The sequence below is a fragment of the Ensifer sp. 22460 genome (assembly GCF_052044935.1).
Classification (GTDB): Bacteria; Pseudomonadota; Alphaproteobacteria; order Rhizobiales; family Rhizobiaceae; genus Ensifer.
This window is the reverse complement of record NZ_JBQENZ010000040.1, coordinates 40,920-55,437: the sequence shown is the minus strand read 5'-3', so window position 1 is coordinate 55,437 and position 14,518 is coordinate 40,920. Positions and strand designations below refer to the sequence as shown.

The window sequence follows — 14,518 nt, the reverse complement described above, 5'->3', positions numbered from 1 at the left end:
TGTACAAGTCGGAGCGTGTCATCACCTCGAAGCAGGCGGGCGCGATCGAGGTCGCCTCGGGCGACCGCGTGCTCAACTTCTGCGCCAACAACTATCTCGGCCTTGCCGACAACGCGGAACTCGCCGAGGCCGGCAAACAGGCGCTCGACCGTTACGGCTACGGCATGGCCTCGGTGCGCTTCATCTGCGGCACGCAGGAGGAGCATAAGCAACTCGAGGCCCGCATCTCGTCGTTCCTCGGCCTGGAAGACACCATCCTCTATTCCTCCTGCTTCGATGCCAATGGCGGCCTGTTCGAAACGCTGCTTGGCGAAGAGGACGCGATCATCTCCGACGCGCTCAACCACGCCTCGATCATCGACGGCGTGCGGCTCTCCAAGGCCAAGCGCTTCCGCTACGCCAACAACGACATGGCAGCACTGGAGGAGGAGCTGAAGAAGGCGGAGGGCAGTCGCTTCAAGCTGATCGCCACCGACGGCGTGTTCTCGATGGACGGCATCATCGCCAACCTGCAAGGCGTCTGCGACCTCGCCGACAAATACGGCGCCATGGTCATGGTCGACGACAGCCATGCGGTCGGCTTCGTCGGCAAAAATGGCCGCGGCTCGGCCGAACATTGCGGCGTCGAGGGCCGCATCGACATCATCACCGGCACGCTCGGCAAGGCGCTCGGCGGCGCCTCCGGCGGTTACACCTCGGCCAAGGCCGAGGTCGTCGAGTGGCTGCGCCAGCGCTCGCGGCCCTATCTGTTTTCCAACACGCTGGCGCCGGTCATTGCCGCCGCCTCGCTCACGGTCTTCGACCTGATCGAGAACGGCGATGCACTGCGGCAGCGGCTCTATGCCAATGCCACCCTGTTCCGCACCGAGATGTCGAAGCTCGGCTTCACGCTTGCCGGCGAAGGGCACCCGATCATCCCGGTCATGCTCGGCGATGCGGCGCTCGCCCAGGAGATGGCGGCGCGCATGCTGCAAAAGGGCGTCTATGTCATCGGCTTCTCGTTCCCGGTGGTGCCGAAGGGACAGGCGCGCATCCGCACGCAGATGTCGGCGGCCCACAGCGAGAACGACGTACGCCGGGCGATCGCCGCCTTCGAAGCGGTCGGCCGCGAGCTTGGCGTGATCTGAGGGAGAGACTGATGACGAACATGATGAAGGCGCTGGTGAAATCGAAGCCGGAAGAAGGCCTCTGGATGGAGCGGGTGCCGGTGCCGGAGATCGGCCCGAACGACGTGCTGATCAAGGTGAAGAAATCGGCGATCTGCGGCACCGACGTGCATATCTGGAACTGGGACCAGTGGGCGCAGAAGACCATCCCGGTGCCGATGGTCGTCGGCCACGAGTTCATGGGCGAGATCGCCGAGGTCGGCTCGGCCGTCACCAAGTACCATGTCGGCGAGCGGGTGTCGGGCGAGGGCCATATCGTCTGCGGCAAATGCCGCAACTGCCGCGCCGGCCGCGGCCATCTGTGCCGCAACACGCTCGGCGTCGGCGTCAACCGCCCGGGTTCCTTCGGCGAGTTCGTCTGCCTGCCGGAATATAACGTCGTGCCGATCCCGCACGACGTGCCCGACGAGGTCGCGGCGATCTTCGACCCGTTCGGCAATGCCGTGCACACCGCCCTTTCCTTCGATCTCGTCGGCGAGGACGTGCTCGTCACCGGCGCCGGGCCGATCGGCATCATGGGGGCACTGGTTGCCAAGCGCTCGGGTGCGCGCAAGGTGGTGATCACCGACATCAACCCGACGCGGCTGGCGCTCGCCAAGAGCGTCGGCATCGATTACGTCGTCGACGCCTCGAAGCAAAACCTCGCCGACGTGATGAAGGCGATCGGCATGACCGAGGGCTTTGATGTCGGTCTCGAAATGTCGGGGGCGGCGCCGGCCTTCCGCGACATGATCGACAAGATGAACAATGGCGGCAAGATCGCCATCCTCGGCATCGCGCCGGCCGGATTCGAGATCGACTGGAACAAGGTGATCTTCAAGATGCTCAACCTCAAGGGCATCTACGGTCGCGAGATGTTCGAGACCTGGTACAAGATGATCGCCTTCGTGCAGGGCGGCCTCGACCTTTCTCCCGTCATCACCCACCGCATCAGGATCGACGAATTCCGCGACGGCTTCGAGGCCATGCGCTCCGGCAATTCCGGCAAGGTGGTGATGGACTGGTAAGGCGCTGGGGCGGCTCAGTTGGCGAGGCCGAACTGGATCTCGATCTCGTGGTAGCGGGCGCCTTGGCCCGTCCAGCGATGATAGATCTCGCGGCTCTCGCCGGAGAAATTGTGCCTGCTCATCTCGATCTGCCCGACGAGCGGTGCGTAGCCCTGGGTAAAGAGGCTGCGCATCGGCCCCTGATGCCGGGCGGACGCCACCATGATCGGTTCCAGATCGATCAGGTCAAGGTCGCCGCCATAGTCGTCACCGCCGGTGACCGGGCGGCAGATGCGCCAGTCGAACAGGGTCTTGGCATTTTTCGGCAGGTTCTGCGCGATGAAAATCCAGGGCCCCGCGGGTGCCAGGCGAGAGCGTTCCATCTCCGCCTCGATGACAGGCGCCAGCGCGGCGCTTTCACTTTTGACGTCGGGAATGGTGAGGCGCCGCGCGATCGATAGCACGCGCATGGCGTCGGTTTCCTTGATGAGCATTTGAGCCTCCATGAGATCGGCGGCGAAGGTCGTCCGCGATCGGGTCGGGCGCAAGCGAGAAACCGGAATAATCTTGCGAATTTCCGTCTGAAATGGGCTTCTCGGGGAATGGATTTGCGCGGATATCACCGCTCGCAAACCCGCTTGCTTGGACGCTCTGTCGCTCTATCTTGGCCGGAGATCGAAAGGGTTGTTGGCGGAAAAGGGGAGATCGGTGCATGCGTTATGAGGGAAGCTGCCATTGCGGCAAGATCGCCTTCGAGGTGGAAGGGGACTTCGCCGAGGCGGTCGATTGCAATTGTACGCTATGCCGCCGCCGCGGCGGGCTGCTCGCTTTCGTGGCCCGAGACAGGCTGACGATGAAGACACCGGAAACGGACCTCTCGACCTATCTCTTCAACAAGCATGTCATCCAGCATCATTTTTGCGATACCTGCGGCATCGCCCCTTTCGGCGAAGGTGAGGGGCCGCATGGGAAGATGGCGGCGATCAACCTGCGCTGCCTGCCGGAGTTCGATCTGGAGGCGGTCAGGATCGTCAAATACGACGGTCGTTCGGTTTAGGAGCAGGGAAAAGATGAAGCCCTGGTTGCGATGCGGGTATGGCACAACGGGACCTTGCCGATTAAATCGGGGGCACCCTTGTCTTTTGGCAGGCAGCGCCTACATCTTCAGCGGAAGCTGATAAACCCCAAAAAGCGATAGGAACGGTGATTTTTGCCGAATCAGCCGGTTTTTCAGCGGAAATGCTTGACGGGATCGAAAATTCTGGGAATCACCATTTCCGAATAAGAAATGGCGAAATGACACGGCGGTTAGGGAATCATGCCAGAGGCGTTTCAGTGGCAGGACTGTCGAAGCTTGCCCGCTTTGCCACGATCGCATTCGTGGTTAAACAGGAATTAAACATCATCCCGTTACGTCAGGGGAAATGATTCGGTGGCGGGTACGCGGCGTGCCCGAACCTTCGAGCGGCATTTGCACCGGGCTCACGCCGGTTGCGACAAGGAAAGCGACGAACTAAATGGCAACCAAAGTCAAAGAAAACGAAGAAGCTGACGTAGAACGCGAAGGTGCTCCGGACGGTCCGCTTCTCGATCTTTCCGACGACGCTGTCAAGAAGATGATCAAGGCCGCCAAGAAGCGCGGCTACGTGACGATGGACGAGCTCAACTCCGTCCTTCCGTCCGAGGAAGTCACCTCCGAACAGATCGAAGACACGATGGCGATGCTGTCCGACATGGGCATCAACGTGATCGAGGACGAGGAAGCCGAAGAGGCTGCCGGCGGCGGTGACGACGAGGCGAGCGACGACGACGGCGAGAGCGAAGGCGGCGAACTCGCCCCTTCCAGCGGCACGGCGCTTGCGACCAGCAAGAAGAAGGAACCGACCGATCGTACCGACGATCCGGTCCGCATGTATCTGCGCGAGATGGGCTCGGTCGAACTCCTGTCCCGCGAAGGCGAAATCGCGATTGCCAAGCGCATCGAGGCTGGCCGCGAGACGATGATCGCCGGTCTCTGTGAGAGCCCGCTGACGTTCCAGGCGCTGATCATCTGGCGCGACGAACTGAACGAAGGCCAGACGCTGCTGCGCGAGATCATCGATCTCGAAACCACCTATTCCGGTCCTGAGGCCAAGGCTGCTCCGCAGTTCCAGAGCCCGGAAAAGATCGAGGCTGACCGCAAGGCTGCCGAGGAGAAGGAAAAGACCCGCAAGGTGCGCACGGCCGCCAACGACGACGACATCACCAATGTCGGCGGCGATGTCATGCCGACCGAGGAGGAAGAGGAAGACGACGACGAGTCGAACCTCTCGCTCGCCGCCATGGAAGCGGAACTGCGCCCGCAGGTCATGGAAACCCTCGACATCATCGCCGAGACCTACAAGAAGCTGCGCAAGCTGCAGGACCAGCAGGTGGAAGCCCGCCTTGCTGCCACCGGCACGCTTTCGCCCGCTCAGGAGCGCCGCTACAAGGAGCTCAAGGATGAGCTGATCAAGGCGGTCAAGTCGCTGTCGCTCAACCAGAACCGCGTCGACAGCCTGGTCGAGCAGCTCTACGACATTTCCAAGCGGCTGATGCAGAACGAAGGCCGCCTGCTGCGGCTTGCCGAATCCTACGGCGTCAAGCGCGACTCGTTCCTCGAACAGTATTCGGGCGCCGAACTCGACCCGAACTGGATGAAGTCGATCAGCAACCTGGCCGGCAAGGGCTGGAAGGAATTCGCCAAGAGCGAAAACCAGACGATCCGCGACATTCGCCAGGAGATCCAGAATCTCGCCACCGAAACCGGTATCTCGATCGCCGAGTTCCGCCGCATCGTCTCCATGGTGCAGAAGGGCGAGCGCGAAGCGCGCATCGCCAAGAAGGAGATGGTCGAAGCGAACCTGCGCCTCGTCATCTCCATCGCCAAGAAGTACACCAATCGTGGCCTGCAGTTCCTCGATCTGATCCAGGAAGGCAATATCGGCCTGATGAAGGCGGTCGACAAGTTCGAATACCGCCGCGGTTACAAGTTCTCGACCTACGCCACCTGGTGGATCCGTCAGGCGATTACCCGGTCGATCGCCGACCAGGCCCGCACGATCCGTATTCCGGTGCACATGATCGAGACGATCAACAAGATCGTCCGTACCTCGCGCCAGATGCTGCACGAGATCGGCCGCGAGCCGACGCCGGAAGAGCTGGCCGAAAAGCTCGCCATGCCGCTCGAAAAGGTGCGCAAGGTCCTGAAGATCGCCAAGGAGCCGATCTCGCTCGAAACGCCTGTCGGTGACGAAGAAGATTCGCACCTCGGCGACTTCATCGAGGACAAGAACGCGCTGCTGCCGATCGACGCTGCCATCCAGGCGAACTTGCGCGAGACGACCACCCGCGTTCTCGCTTCGCTGACGCCGCGCGAAGAGCGCGTGCTGCGCATGCGCTTTGGCATCGGCATGAACACCGACCACACGCTCGAAGAAGTCGGCCAGCAGTTCTCGGTCACCCGCGAACGTATCCGCCAGATCGAAGCGAAGGCGCTCCGGAAGCTCAAGCATCCGAGCCGCTCCAGGAAGCTGAGAAGCTTCCTGGACAGCTAAGCAATCCGCAAGCTGCGCTCGTTCCTCGACAGCTAAAGTCGGGTACATCGAAAATGAGAAGAGCCGGGCAGATCGCCCGGCTTTTTCGTTTCTGCCTCACCCAAGCGATTTATTGTGAGGCTCTGCGCCCAGGAGTATAGTCGCGCTTTCGCAGCAATCTGGGGCACCCCGTCTAAGACGCGGAAGCAATCGCACCGCGGGCGTGAAGCGTGCCCCCGTGGAGGTGTAGGATGACCACTTATGTCATGCTCCTCAACTGGACCGAGCAGGGCGTCAAGAATGTGCGCGAGTCTCCGAAACGGCTCGACGCGGCAAGGCAAGTGCTCGGCGAGATGGGCGGCTCCTTCAAGCATTTCTTTCTGACCATGGGCGACTACGACATGGTGGCCGTCGTCGAGGCACCCGATGACGCGATCGCCGCACGCTTCGCCCTCACGCTCGGCATGGCCGGCAATGTGCGCTCGACCACGCTCAAGGCATTTCCAGAGGCCGCCTATCGCGAACTGATTGCCTCGCTCGGATAGGCCGAACGGGCCGCGACACTGGATCTGCTCAGGGCGACCCGTTTCCGGAGAGGATGCGGGCCGCTCCGCGTAGCGCATTGCGGAAAGCGTCGTCGAAGCTGACGCCGCTGATCTGCCATTCATAGCTTTTACCGGCGGACAGCATCCGCCAATTGACGTTCCAGCCGCGCGCTTGATCGGACCAGACCAGTGTGCCCGCAAGCGTCACGTCCCCCTCGCTCGGCATTGCGAGCCTGGCGAAGCTCTCCAGGCTCGCTTGCGATATCGTGGCAAAGTCCAGCTTTCCACCGGCGACGGTCGCCCTGTCCGGCAGGGTGACCGAGAGCGCCAGCGGTGTCGCGGCCGCGCGGAGCGAGTCGGCCATATAGGGGCTTTCGTCGCCGTCGCGCGCCAGCACGAAACGGCGCCTCTGATCCTCGACCGCCAGCAGTACGGCGATCACCGGGCGGGGCGCAAGCCATGGCTTTCGACCGAGCTTTGCAAGCAGCGGGTCAATCGTCGGCGGCGCGTAGCGGCAGGTGAGATCGTGCGGCCGATCGTGAGTGCCCTGTTCGTCGTGGATCGGGATACCTTCAAGCCGGTCGCGGTAGGAAAAGGACGAGACGAAGCTGCCGGCCTCGGCCTCGAGCGCGGCGAAGCCGGGCGCGTCGAGGATCGTCGGATCGCCCGACAGTTTGACCAAAACCTCACCGAGGCATTCGCGAAAGCCGATCTGCCGGTTGATCTCGCCGGTGCCGGTGACGATCGCGTCGCTCTGATAAAGCCGGCCGATGTCGCCGGCGTTTGCGGGACCGCCAAGGCCCGCGGCGAACAGGAGCGGCAGCAGCATTCGTGACATTGCCATGCCGTTCTCCCGATCGTTCGCCTTTGAATCAAAAGAGATCCTTAACGTTTACACTTTATCAATCTCTCGGAAACCCGAGGTTCTGCGATGCGTTGCGTATTTGTCGTCGTCCTCCTGTTGCTGGCCGGCTGCGGAACGGTGCCGAGAGACACCCGGAATGCCTGTGCGGTTTTCGAGCAGCGAGATGGCCTGTTCCACAATTGGCGCCGTGCCGCCTATGGCGCCGAGCGCGAATACGGCGTGCCCGTGCCGATCCTGATGGCGACGATCTATACCGAGTCCGGCTTCCGCCATAATGCGCGGCCGCCGCGCACCAAGCTCTTCGGCTTCATCCCCTGGACGCGCGTTTCGACGGCCTACGGCTATTCCCAGGCGCTCGACGGCACCTGGGCGCGCTACCAGAGCGAGACCGGCCGCTGGGCGGCGCGACGCTCGGACTTCGGCGACGCCATCCGCTTCATTGCCTGGTATCACCGCGAGAGCGCACAGCAGAACGGTATCGCGCTCAACGACGCCTACCGGCTCTACGTCGCCTATTACCACGGCCACGCGGGCTATGCGCGGGGCAACTGGAGCGATACGGCCAAGACCGGCGCCAAGCGGGCGGCCGGCATGGCTTCGATCTACAATCGGCAATTACGCGGCTGCGGCAGCTAGAGCGTTTCCGGTCAAAAACGGGCCCGCGGAAACTCTCCAGCTGTTTTTTACGCAATTCCGGACGCAAAACCGTTTCACACTTTAGCTGGAATTGCTCTAGAGCGCCGTGCGTTCAGAGAGCGCACCAAGGTCGCTCTAGTACTTTGATTCTAGAGCATCTTTCCGCCTTCAAGTGATTCCACTTGAAAGCGGGATGCTTTAGCCGGCCGCGGCCCGCTCGAGTTCGGCGACCTCGATCTTGATCATGCCCATCATCGCCTGCTGGGCACGGGCGGCGCGTGCCGGATCGGGATCGCTGAGGTGTCGCATCAGCGCGTCGGGAATGATCTGCCAGGCAAGGCCGAACTTGTCCTTCAGCCAGCCGCAATGCTGCGGCGTGCCGCCTTCGAGCAACCGGCTCCAATAGTAGTCGACCTCCGTCTGGTCGGCGCAGCGCACGAAAAACGATACCGCCTCGTTGAACTTGAAATGCGGGCCGCCGTTCAGCCCCATGAAGTGCTGCCCCTCGAGTTCGAAGCTCGCGGTGAAGGCCCTGCCATCAGGTCCCTTATTGATGTCGGTAACGCGGGCGTTGCGGAAGATGGAGGTGTAGAAGCCGATGGCTTCCTCCAGTTGATCGTCGAACCAGAGAAAGGGCGTGATCTTCTGCATGGATATGTCTCCCGTGGTGATTGGTACCAACTAAGGACGAACGGGCGATGCCCGTTCCGACAGGCGCCGCTTGAAAAAAATTGGAACTGGTGTCGGAACCTTTATGCCCCGAGCGTCCTATGCTGGTCGAAAGAACCAAGGAGGATTTCTCAATGAACTATGTGGATGGTTTTGTCGTTGCCGTGCCGAAGGCGAATATCGAGGCGTACAAGGCGATGGCCAAGGCGGCCGGCGATGTCTGGATGGAGTATGGCGCGCTCTCCTACAACGAATGCCTGGCAGATGACGTGCCCTATGGCGAGGTGACGTCCTTCCCCCGCTCGGTGCAGGCCAAGGACGACGAGACCGTGGTCTTCTCGTGGATCGCCTATAAGTCCCGCGCCGACCGCGACACGATCGTCGCCAAGGTGATGGCCGATCCGCGGCTGCAGGGCGATGCCTGGAAGGAAGTCTTCGACGGCAAGCGCATGATCTATGGCGGCTTCCAGACGTTCCTCGAGATGTAGCGGCGCGTTGCCTTTTTCCTGCGGTCACTGCCTTGGACCGGGAACGGTCCAGGGGTAGAAGCGTTGGGCACATCAACGCGTTGCACCTGCCTTGCAGCCGGTGCAATTGCCGGCTGGAGATCGACATGCCGCAGACGAGCATCACCATTTCCACACGCGGCCAGGGGCTCTACGAGTTCACGGACGAGGCGGCGGCCTTCGTGCGGGCCAATACGGACGGCGAGGGGCTTTTGACCGTCTTCGTCCGGCACACGTCCTGCTCGCTTCTTGTCCAGGAAAATGCCGACCCGGATGTGAGACGCGACCTCGACGCCTTTTTCCGCCGCCTGGTGCCGCCATCCTCCGATCCATCGATGAGCTGGGTCGTGCATACCCAGGAAGGACCGGATGATATGCCGGCGCATATCAAGGCGGCGCTGACGCCGGTTTCGCTCGGCATTCCCGTTGCCCGTGGTCGTATGCTGCTTGGCACCTGGCAGGGGATCTACCTCTTCGAACATCGCGACCGGCCGCACCGCCGCCAGATCGTGCTGCACCTTGGCGCTTGATGCCTGTCCGATCGATGCGACAGGGCGCAATTGACCGGAACGGGATCCGTTCTAGTTAGAGCATGGAGACCAAAGGGCGACAGCGCGGCGTCGGAGAGGAACAGGATGACGGATGCACAGACCATTGCCAATCGCTTCATCGAAGCGCTGAACCAACGTGATTTCGAGGCGCTGGCTCGGCTCGTCCATGAGGATGTCGAGCTCGATTCGCTGACCGGCCAGCGCACTGTCGGCGTTGGCCCCTTGCGCGCCTGGCTGATGAATTATCTGCGCCGTTTCGACGAACAGTTCGGCGATGTGGTGTTGATGCGCGATGCCTTCGGTCAGCGGGTGGCGGCGGACCTGACGGCGCGTGGCACCTATCGCGAAACGATGGAGGGCTTCCCCGCCGCGTCCGGCCAGAGCTATTCCATTCCAAGCGTGCTGATCTTCGAGATCGAAGACGGCGCCATCACCCGCCTCAGCCATTATCGCAACATCCGTGTTTTCGAACGGGCGCTTGCCGGCTGACGAGAGCTCGGATTGACAGAAACGCGCGATGGCGGAAGTTTACGATGGCAGGCGCGCGCGGGCTGCCTATCCTATGGCACCGGTTGCCGACCGGATTGTTGTTTTGCGTTGACCGGGAGAAGATCCATGAAAGCCATGTTTCGTAATTCGGTTCTGGCGGTTGCGCTCGCCGTGACGAGCTTCGCGAGCCTGCCGGCCGAGGCTGCGGCCCCGATGCCGCTGCCGACGATGGAGCGTGGCGACGTCGATCTCGTTCGCCATCGCGGCTACTGCTCGCCGCGCGAAGCACTGCGCAGGGCCTGGCGCCTGGGCTTCCATCGCGCCCGGGTCGAGCGGGTCACCCATTCCCGTGTCGTCGTGGTCGGTTGGCGCCGCGGATATTTGAGCCGGGTCGTCTTCGCCAATGCCTATGGCTGCCCGCGAATCGGCTGACCACCACCTTCGACGGCAGAAAATGCCTCAGCGTTCCTTGGGCGCGGCCGTCCCGGCGACGCCTGATTTGCCTTTGCTGCGATGATCGAGCGGCCGATTTGCTCCTTGCGTTGCGAGCCGCCGTTGCGCGTCTTGATTTCAAGAAATCAATTTGGATCAGTAGCTTATCATTCAGACGTGCTCCGTGGGGCGGCCTTCCTTGCAGGGCGAATCTCGCGCCAAAGAGGAGCGGATCACGCTCCGGCAATCTGAACCTCCCATGAACACCAGGTTCCGCTGTCGTTCAGCTTGGGAAACCTATTCTTTGCTCAATCGCTTGGGACGGTGATTGCCCATTGAACCCTTCAAGCCTGGAGAGATGTCATGAAGAACCGCTTTTTTAACGCCGCTGCCGCCGCCGTCATTGGATTGACTGGCCTGCTTGGTGCAGCCTCCACCGCTTCGGCGGACTCGATCGAATTCGGCTTCGGCCCGAGTGACGGCATCGACGTGCAGTACCGCGACTATAACGGCGGCTACGGCGACGAGGGCGACTGGGGTCGCGGCCGTGACCGCCACTGGGATCGTGATCGCCGCGGCCGCTGCGCACCGTGGATGGCCGTCGACAAGGCCCGCGATCGCGGCCTGCGCCGCGCTTATGTCGCCGACGTCACGCCGCGCCGCGTCGTCGTCGAAGGCCGCCGCCACGGCTACCGCCAGACGATCGTCTTCGCAAACGCCCGCGGCTGCCCGACGATCGGTCGCTGGTAACAAATCTTCCCGCCTTGTCTCCCCCGGCCGGCGGAAGAATGGCCCCTCATGCTTCGGCATGGGGGGCCTTTTTCGTTTTTGCCAACGGGTGGTCATGCCCAGGCACGCGCTCCGAGGCGGCCCCTCTGCCAGCTATTTTGGGAAAACGCCTCTCCTCGAGCACCATCCTCGAGCCTGACCCGCGCCGACGCGCACATCGATGACGGTCTTGATCCTCGCCTCAAGGGCGAGGATGACCGTGCGTGGGGCGAGCCGGTTTCGACCCAAAGGCTTCCTTTGGCGGTCGGACTGTCGGTAGCCGCAACCGCGGCAATACCTGCTTCGCACCTCCACACACATCCGCAGGCGCATACTCGGCGTGCCGCCCAAAAACACTTCGCCCCCGGCGCCGATCTCCGGCACCAGAGGCGAGGATTAGGTGAAAGCCCACGCGGTTGCGGCGGGCCTTGCAAGCTTACTGCTTGATTTCGAAGGTCACGTTGACCGTGACGTTGTAGCTGTTCTCGCCGGTTGCGACCGGCACGGCATCGGCGGCATATTCCTTGGCCATGCCGGCGCGCATCATCGGGACCGGCTCGGGACGGAAGCCCTGTTCTGAGATGTTGAGGATCTTGCCGATCGAGACGCCTGCAGCTTCGGCGAGAACCTTCGCCTTGACGATGGCGTCGGCGACCGCCGCCTTGCGCGCCTCGGTGATGACCCCTTCCGGCTTGTCGTTGGTGAATTGCACGCCGCCGCCCTGGTTCACGCCGAGCGTCACCGACTTGTCGACGATTTCGCCGAGCTTGGCGAGGTCACGCACGCGGACGCTGACGCCGTTTACCACCTGGTAGCCGATCAGCTCCGGCGGGCGATTGCCGCCGTCGGTATTGGTCGGATAGTTGTATTGCGGGTTCACCGAAAAGCCGCTCGTCTGCAGGTCGCGATCGGCAATGCCGTCGGCCCTCAACGCCTTTAGCACTTCGGCCATGGCCTTGTTGTTGGCGTCCAGCGCTTCGCGGGCGGTCTTGGCGTCCTTGACGACGCTGAGCTGCAGGACCGCCATGTCGGGCGCGACCGTCGCGCGGCCTTCGCCGGCAACGACGATGGTTGCCTTGTCCTTGTCGGTCTCCTGCGCCTGAGCGGCGGCTACACCGGCAAAAGCGGCGGCAAAAGCGGCGATCGAAAGCGTGCGGGCAGTGCGTGTGGAAATCATGGTCTATGTCTCTCCGGTTGTTCCGTCCCTGGCGTCTTCATGCTCGGCGATTGTGTGAGCATTGCGGCAATGGCTTGTCGGCAAAAAGGTTTTCGGCTAGAGCCATTGCCACCGCGAACTGCCATTGGTTCGCGCACCTGGATCACTACGGTGCCACGCGTTTTTATCAGAGGCGCAAAGGTTGCTGTAGTACTTAGAGTTGCTGCATGTCTTATCCTCGAATCGGTACGTTTTGAGGACGCCTGCAGATCCAGCGTGGGCCTGTAGCTCAATGGTTAGAGCCGGCGGCTCATAACCGCTTGGTTGGGGGTTCGAGTCCCTCCGGGCCCACCAAAATATAACGATTTCAATTAGTTGATTGATGGTTAGCCAGCCAAGTTAGCCAGTAGGTTAGCCACGCCCATTCCGATTGCGTCGAGCAGGGGATTTGGGGGCGATTGACTCGTTCCTTTCGCCTGGTTTCTCTGCTGGGGCAGAATTTTTGGTGTGAGCAACAGGGAGGGTATGCATGCACGCAGAATTGCTGTTCATCCGGCGGTGCGAACAGGCAGCCGAGCTGTTGCATTCAAGAGACGAAGCTGAGCTCTTGGACTTGGCTGGACTATTGCGGCAAATGTTGATGGACAGATTTTCGTTGATGGATGCGGTCAACACGAATCGCATCAAGGCGAAATTTCACGTTGGCGCCTCTAGCTATGCTGGTCCGGACCCGTACGAAAAGCAGACCTTTTGGACGATCTTGGATGGTCTGGATCCGGAGATACGTAGGCCCGGTGCCCCCTCCGTAACTCTAACGCGCCAACAATTCCTAAAACACGTTGTCATCAATGCTCATGGCAACAAAATCACCATCCAGGACGTCATTGAGTACGCCGCGAACGTCGCGGGCGGCGTTCATTTTGACCCGCGACCCAGACCGGAACCGATCGCTCGCGTCAACCGAACCGTGAACGTTAAGGGTATCGAGATTGCCATGTATCACTTAAAGGCGATCGCCACGGTGGTGCTGCGGGCCCTTCAACCGCTCATCGACGATGTGCGGGCTCGGCAACGCACGTAGTCTATTTTCCGCTACTCGGTCTGCTGTTTTCCGCGGATACGCCTGGTAAGGCGCGTCATCGCATCGCGCGCAAGTCGCTGCTGTTCGGCTTCACGGCTGTACAGCTCCGCGTGTGCGATATCGTCATGGCCGAGCGTATCCATGAGCTGCCGAGTCGTGGCACCTGTCTCCGCCAACATTTTTCCAAGTGTTTTTCGGAGGCCGTGAAGCGTGCAGCCTTTCGGCATGTCGGCGCTGTTCGTCCAGTCGGCCATGCGGCCGGTGAGGGACTTTTCCGAGAACGGCTTTCCATAAGCGGTGATGAGCACGTATTCGCCCTTGCGCTCCAGCGGATCGACGATCTCACGCAGCATGGGCGTGATTGGAAGCGTCAGCTCTTTGTCGCCCTTCTTCTGCTTGACCGTCACAACGCCGCGCCGGAAGTCGAACCAATCCCAGCGCACGCGGGCGACATCCGAGCGTCGATTGCCGAGCCAGAGCGCGAGGCCGTAAGCAGTGCGCGGCGTGCTGCCGAGGGGCCAGCGCGCCTCGAACATTTCACGCTCCTCAACGGTCCATGCCCGCCAACCCTTATATTCGGGCCGGTAGTTCATTTTCCATGTCGGATCGGCCTCGATCCATTCTTCGTCGAGGGCGACATAGATCATCTTGCGGATCGTCGTAAGCAGGTGCTTCGCTTTGTGAGGCGTCGCGCTGAAATGAGCGAGGATGCCCTTAATGTGACGTCGCTTCACGTCCTTTACGAGCATGTCGCCCCAGACGTCCGGGTGTTCCTTCACGACGTGAAGTTTCAGGAATTCGGTGGCCAGCCGGGTGTTCTGGTCTTTGGTAGCGGGGTCAAACGCGAGCCACTCCGGTGTCTTCTGCACTCGTTTCCAGGCGTCGCGGAAACTGCCGGGGATCGCTTTGCCGGGCAGATCCACGACGACAGCTGGCTTATACTCGCGGCCTTCGATCGCCGCTTGATAGGCGGCCTCGAATTCGGGCGCTCCGGGAAGTCCCTTGATCTGGATCGTCTTGCCGGCACGACGAAACCGCCAACGGGTTTTTCCGTGGCGGTCTTCGTAGGAGGAGAGGTAGGGGCGGGGTTCTTGATCTTCGCTCATGGCGGGAA

18 protein-coding genes and 1 tRNA gene are annotated in these 14,518 nt (G+C 61.7%); 14 read left to right on the top strand and 5 right to left on the bottom strand.

Annotation, left to right across the window (positions count from 1 at the left end):
* A partial coding sequence (locus tag ACTJKM_RS33195) for a glycine C-acetyltransferase (protein WP_440660929.1) occupies window positions 1–1,127 on the top strand: 1,127 nt, incomplete at its 5' end.
* Between the two features lie 11 nt (window positions 1,128–1,138).
* On the top strand, window positions 1,139–2,173 hold the full coding sequence (tdh, locus tag ACTJKM_RS33190; RefSeq protein ID WP_440660734.1) for an L-threonine 3-dehydrogenase: 1,035 nt from the start codon (window positions 1,139–1,141) through the stop codon (window positions 2,171–2,173).
* Between the two features lie 14 nt (window positions 2,174–2,187).
* Here tdh and ACTJKM_RS33185 read toward each other — a convergent pair whose 3' ends face one another.
* The gene (locus tag ACTJKM_RS33185; protein ID WP_057254344.1) at window positions 2,188–2,646 is read right to left on the bottom strand and encodes a hypothetical protein; all 459 of its coding nucleotides are present in this window, start codon (window positions 2,644–2,646) and stop codon (window positions 2,188–2,190) included.
* Window positions 2,647–2,864: 218 nt separating this feature from the next.
* Here ACTJKM_RS33185 and ACTJKM_RS33180 point away from each other — a divergent pair, with 218 nt between their 5' ends.
* The 4 genes from ACTJKM_RS33180 (at window position 2,865) to ACTJKM_RS33165 (ending at window position 6,251) form a co-directional block, all read left to right on the top strand.
* Window positions 2,865–3,209 (top strand): GFA family protein, encoded by a 345-nt coding sequence (locus ACTJKM_RS33180; RefSeq protein WP_057253186.1) that lies wholly within the window; start codon window positions 2,865–2,867, stop codon window positions 3,207–3,209.
* Window positions 3,210–3,355: 146 nt separating this feature from the next.
* On the top strand, window positions 3,356–3,580 hold the full coding sequence (locus ACTJKM_RS33175; RefSeq protein ID WP_162261318.1) for a hypothetical protein: 225 nt from the start codon (window positions 3,356–3,358) through the stop codon (window positions 3,578–3,580).
* Window positions 3,581–3,669: 89 nt separating this feature from the next.
* Window positions 3,670–5,727, top strand: coding sequence for an RNA polymerase sigma factor RpoD (gene rpoD, locus ACTJKM_RS33170; protein ID WP_057253188.1), 2,058 nt, complete (start codon window positions 3,670–3,672; stop codon window positions 5,725–5,727).
* A 230-nt stretch (window positions 5,728–5,957) separates the two neighbouring features.
* On the top strand, window positions 5,958–6,251 hold the full coding sequence (locus ACTJKM_RS33165) for a GYD domain-containing protein (protein WP_057253192.1): 294 nt from the start codon (window positions 5,958–5,960) through the stop codon (window positions 6,249–6,251).
* A gap of 28 nt (window positions 6,252–6,279) precedes the next feature.
* Here the strand turns inward: ACTJKM_RS33165 and ACTJKM_RS33160 are convergent, their stop codons facing one another.
* On the bottom strand, window positions 6,280–7,095 hold the full coding sequence (locus ACTJKM_RS33160) for a DUF2066 domain-containing protein (RefSeq protein WP_156436834.1): 816 nt from the start codon (window positions 7,093–7,095) through the stop codon (window positions 6,280–6,282).
* Window positions 7,096–7,182: 87 nt separating this feature from the next.
* Between ACTJKM_RS33160 and ACTJKM_RS33155 the strand changes: the two genes are divergently transcribed.
* On the top strand, window positions 7,183–7,752 hold the full coding sequence (locus tag ACTJKM_RS33155; protein WP_058326827.1) for a transglycosylase SLT domain-containing protein: 570 nt from the start codon (window positions 7,183–7,185) through the stop codon (window positions 7,750–7,752).
* A gap of 198 nt (window positions 7,753–7,950) precedes the next feature.
* Here ACTJKM_RS33155 and ACTJKM_RS33150 read toward each other — a convergent pair whose 3' ends face one another.
* Window positions 7,951–8,403, bottom strand: a complete 453-nt coding sequence (locus ACTJKM_RS33150) for a VOC family protein (RefSeq protein ID WP_057253195.1) — start codon at window positions 8,401–8,403, stop codon at window positions 7,951–7,953.
* Between the two features lie 152 nt (window positions 8,404–8,555).
* Between ACTJKM_RS33150 and ACTJKM_RS33145 the strand changes: the two genes are divergently transcribed.
* The 5 genes from ACTJKM_RS33145 (at window position 8,556) to ACTJKM_RS33125 (ending at window position 11,149) form a co-directional block, all read left to right on the top strand.
* The gene (locus tag ACTJKM_RS33145) at window positions 8,556–8,909 is read left to right on the top strand and encodes a DUF1428 domain-containing protein (protein WP_057254348.1); all 354 of its coding nucleotides are present in this window, start codon (window positions 8,556–8,558) and stop codon (window positions 8,907–8,909) included.
* Between the two features lie 125 nt (window positions 8,910–9,034).
* Window positions 9,035–9,457: a secondary thiamine-phosphate synthase enzyme YjbQ gene (locus tag ACTJKM_RS33140; RefSeq protein ID WP_058326826.1), complete on the top strand. Its 423-nt coding sequence runs from the start codon at window positions 9,035–9,037 to the stop codon at window positions 9,455–9,457.
* A 105-nt stretch (window positions 9,458–9,562) separates the two neighbouring features.
* On the top strand, window positions 9,563–9,967 hold the full coding sequence (locus tag ACTJKM_RS33135) for a ketosteroid isomerase-related protein (protein WP_057253198.1): 405 nt from the start codon (window positions 9,563–9,565) through the stop codon (window positions 9,965–9,967).
* A 126-nt stretch (window positions 9,968–10,093) separates the two neighbouring features.
* On the top strand, window positions 10,094–10,399 hold the full coding sequence (locus tag ACTJKM_RS33130) for a hypothetical protein (RefSeq protein ID WP_058324743.1): 306 nt from the start codon (window positions 10,094–10,096) through the stop codon (window positions 10,397–10,399).
* Window positions 10,400–10,762: 363 nt separating this feature from the next.
* Complete coding sequence (locus ACTJKM_RS33125) at window positions 10,763–11,149, top strand: hypothetical protein (protein WP_058324744.1); 387 nt, start codon at window positions 10,763–10,765, stop codon at window positions 11,147–11,149.
* Window positions 11,150–11,603: 454 nt separating this feature from the next.
* Here the strand turns inward: ACTJKM_RS33125 and ACTJKM_RS33120 are convergent, their stop codons facing one another.
* The gene (locus tag ACTJKM_RS33120; protein WP_057253203.1) at window positions 11,604–12,344 is read right to left on the bottom strand and encodes an SIMPL domain-containing protein; all 741 of its coding nucleotides are present in this window, start codon (window positions 12,342–12,344) and stop codon (window positions 11,604–11,606) included.
* A gap of 257 nt (window positions 12,345–12,601) precedes the next feature.
* On the opposite strand from ACTJKM_RS33120, the gene ACTJKM_RS33115 reads away from it, so the two are divergent.
* Together ACTJKM_RS33115 and ACTJKM_RS33110 are read left to right on the top strand one after the other, a co-directional pair.
* A tRNA-Ile gene (locus ACTJKM_RS33115) sits at window positions 12,602–12,677 on the top strand.
* A 175-nt stretch (window positions 12,678–12,852) separates the two neighbouring features.
* A complete protein-coding gene (locus tag ACTJKM_RS33110) occupies window positions 12,853–13,404 on the top strand; it encodes a hypothetical protein (RefSeq protein ID WP_440661740.1) in 552 nt (183 codons plus the stop codon).
* An 11-nt stretch (window positions 13,405–13,415) separates the two neighbouring features.
* Here the strand turns inward: ACTJKM_RS33110 and ACTJKM_RS33105 are convergent, their stop codons facing one another.
* Window positions 13,416–14,510: a tyrosine-type recombinase/integrase gene (locus ACTJKM_RS33105; protein ID WP_440661738.1), complete on the bottom strand. Its 1,095-nt coding sequence runs from the start codon at window positions 14,508–14,510 to the stop codon at window positions 13,416–13,418.
* Window positions 14,511–14,518: the final 8 nt, after the last annotated feature.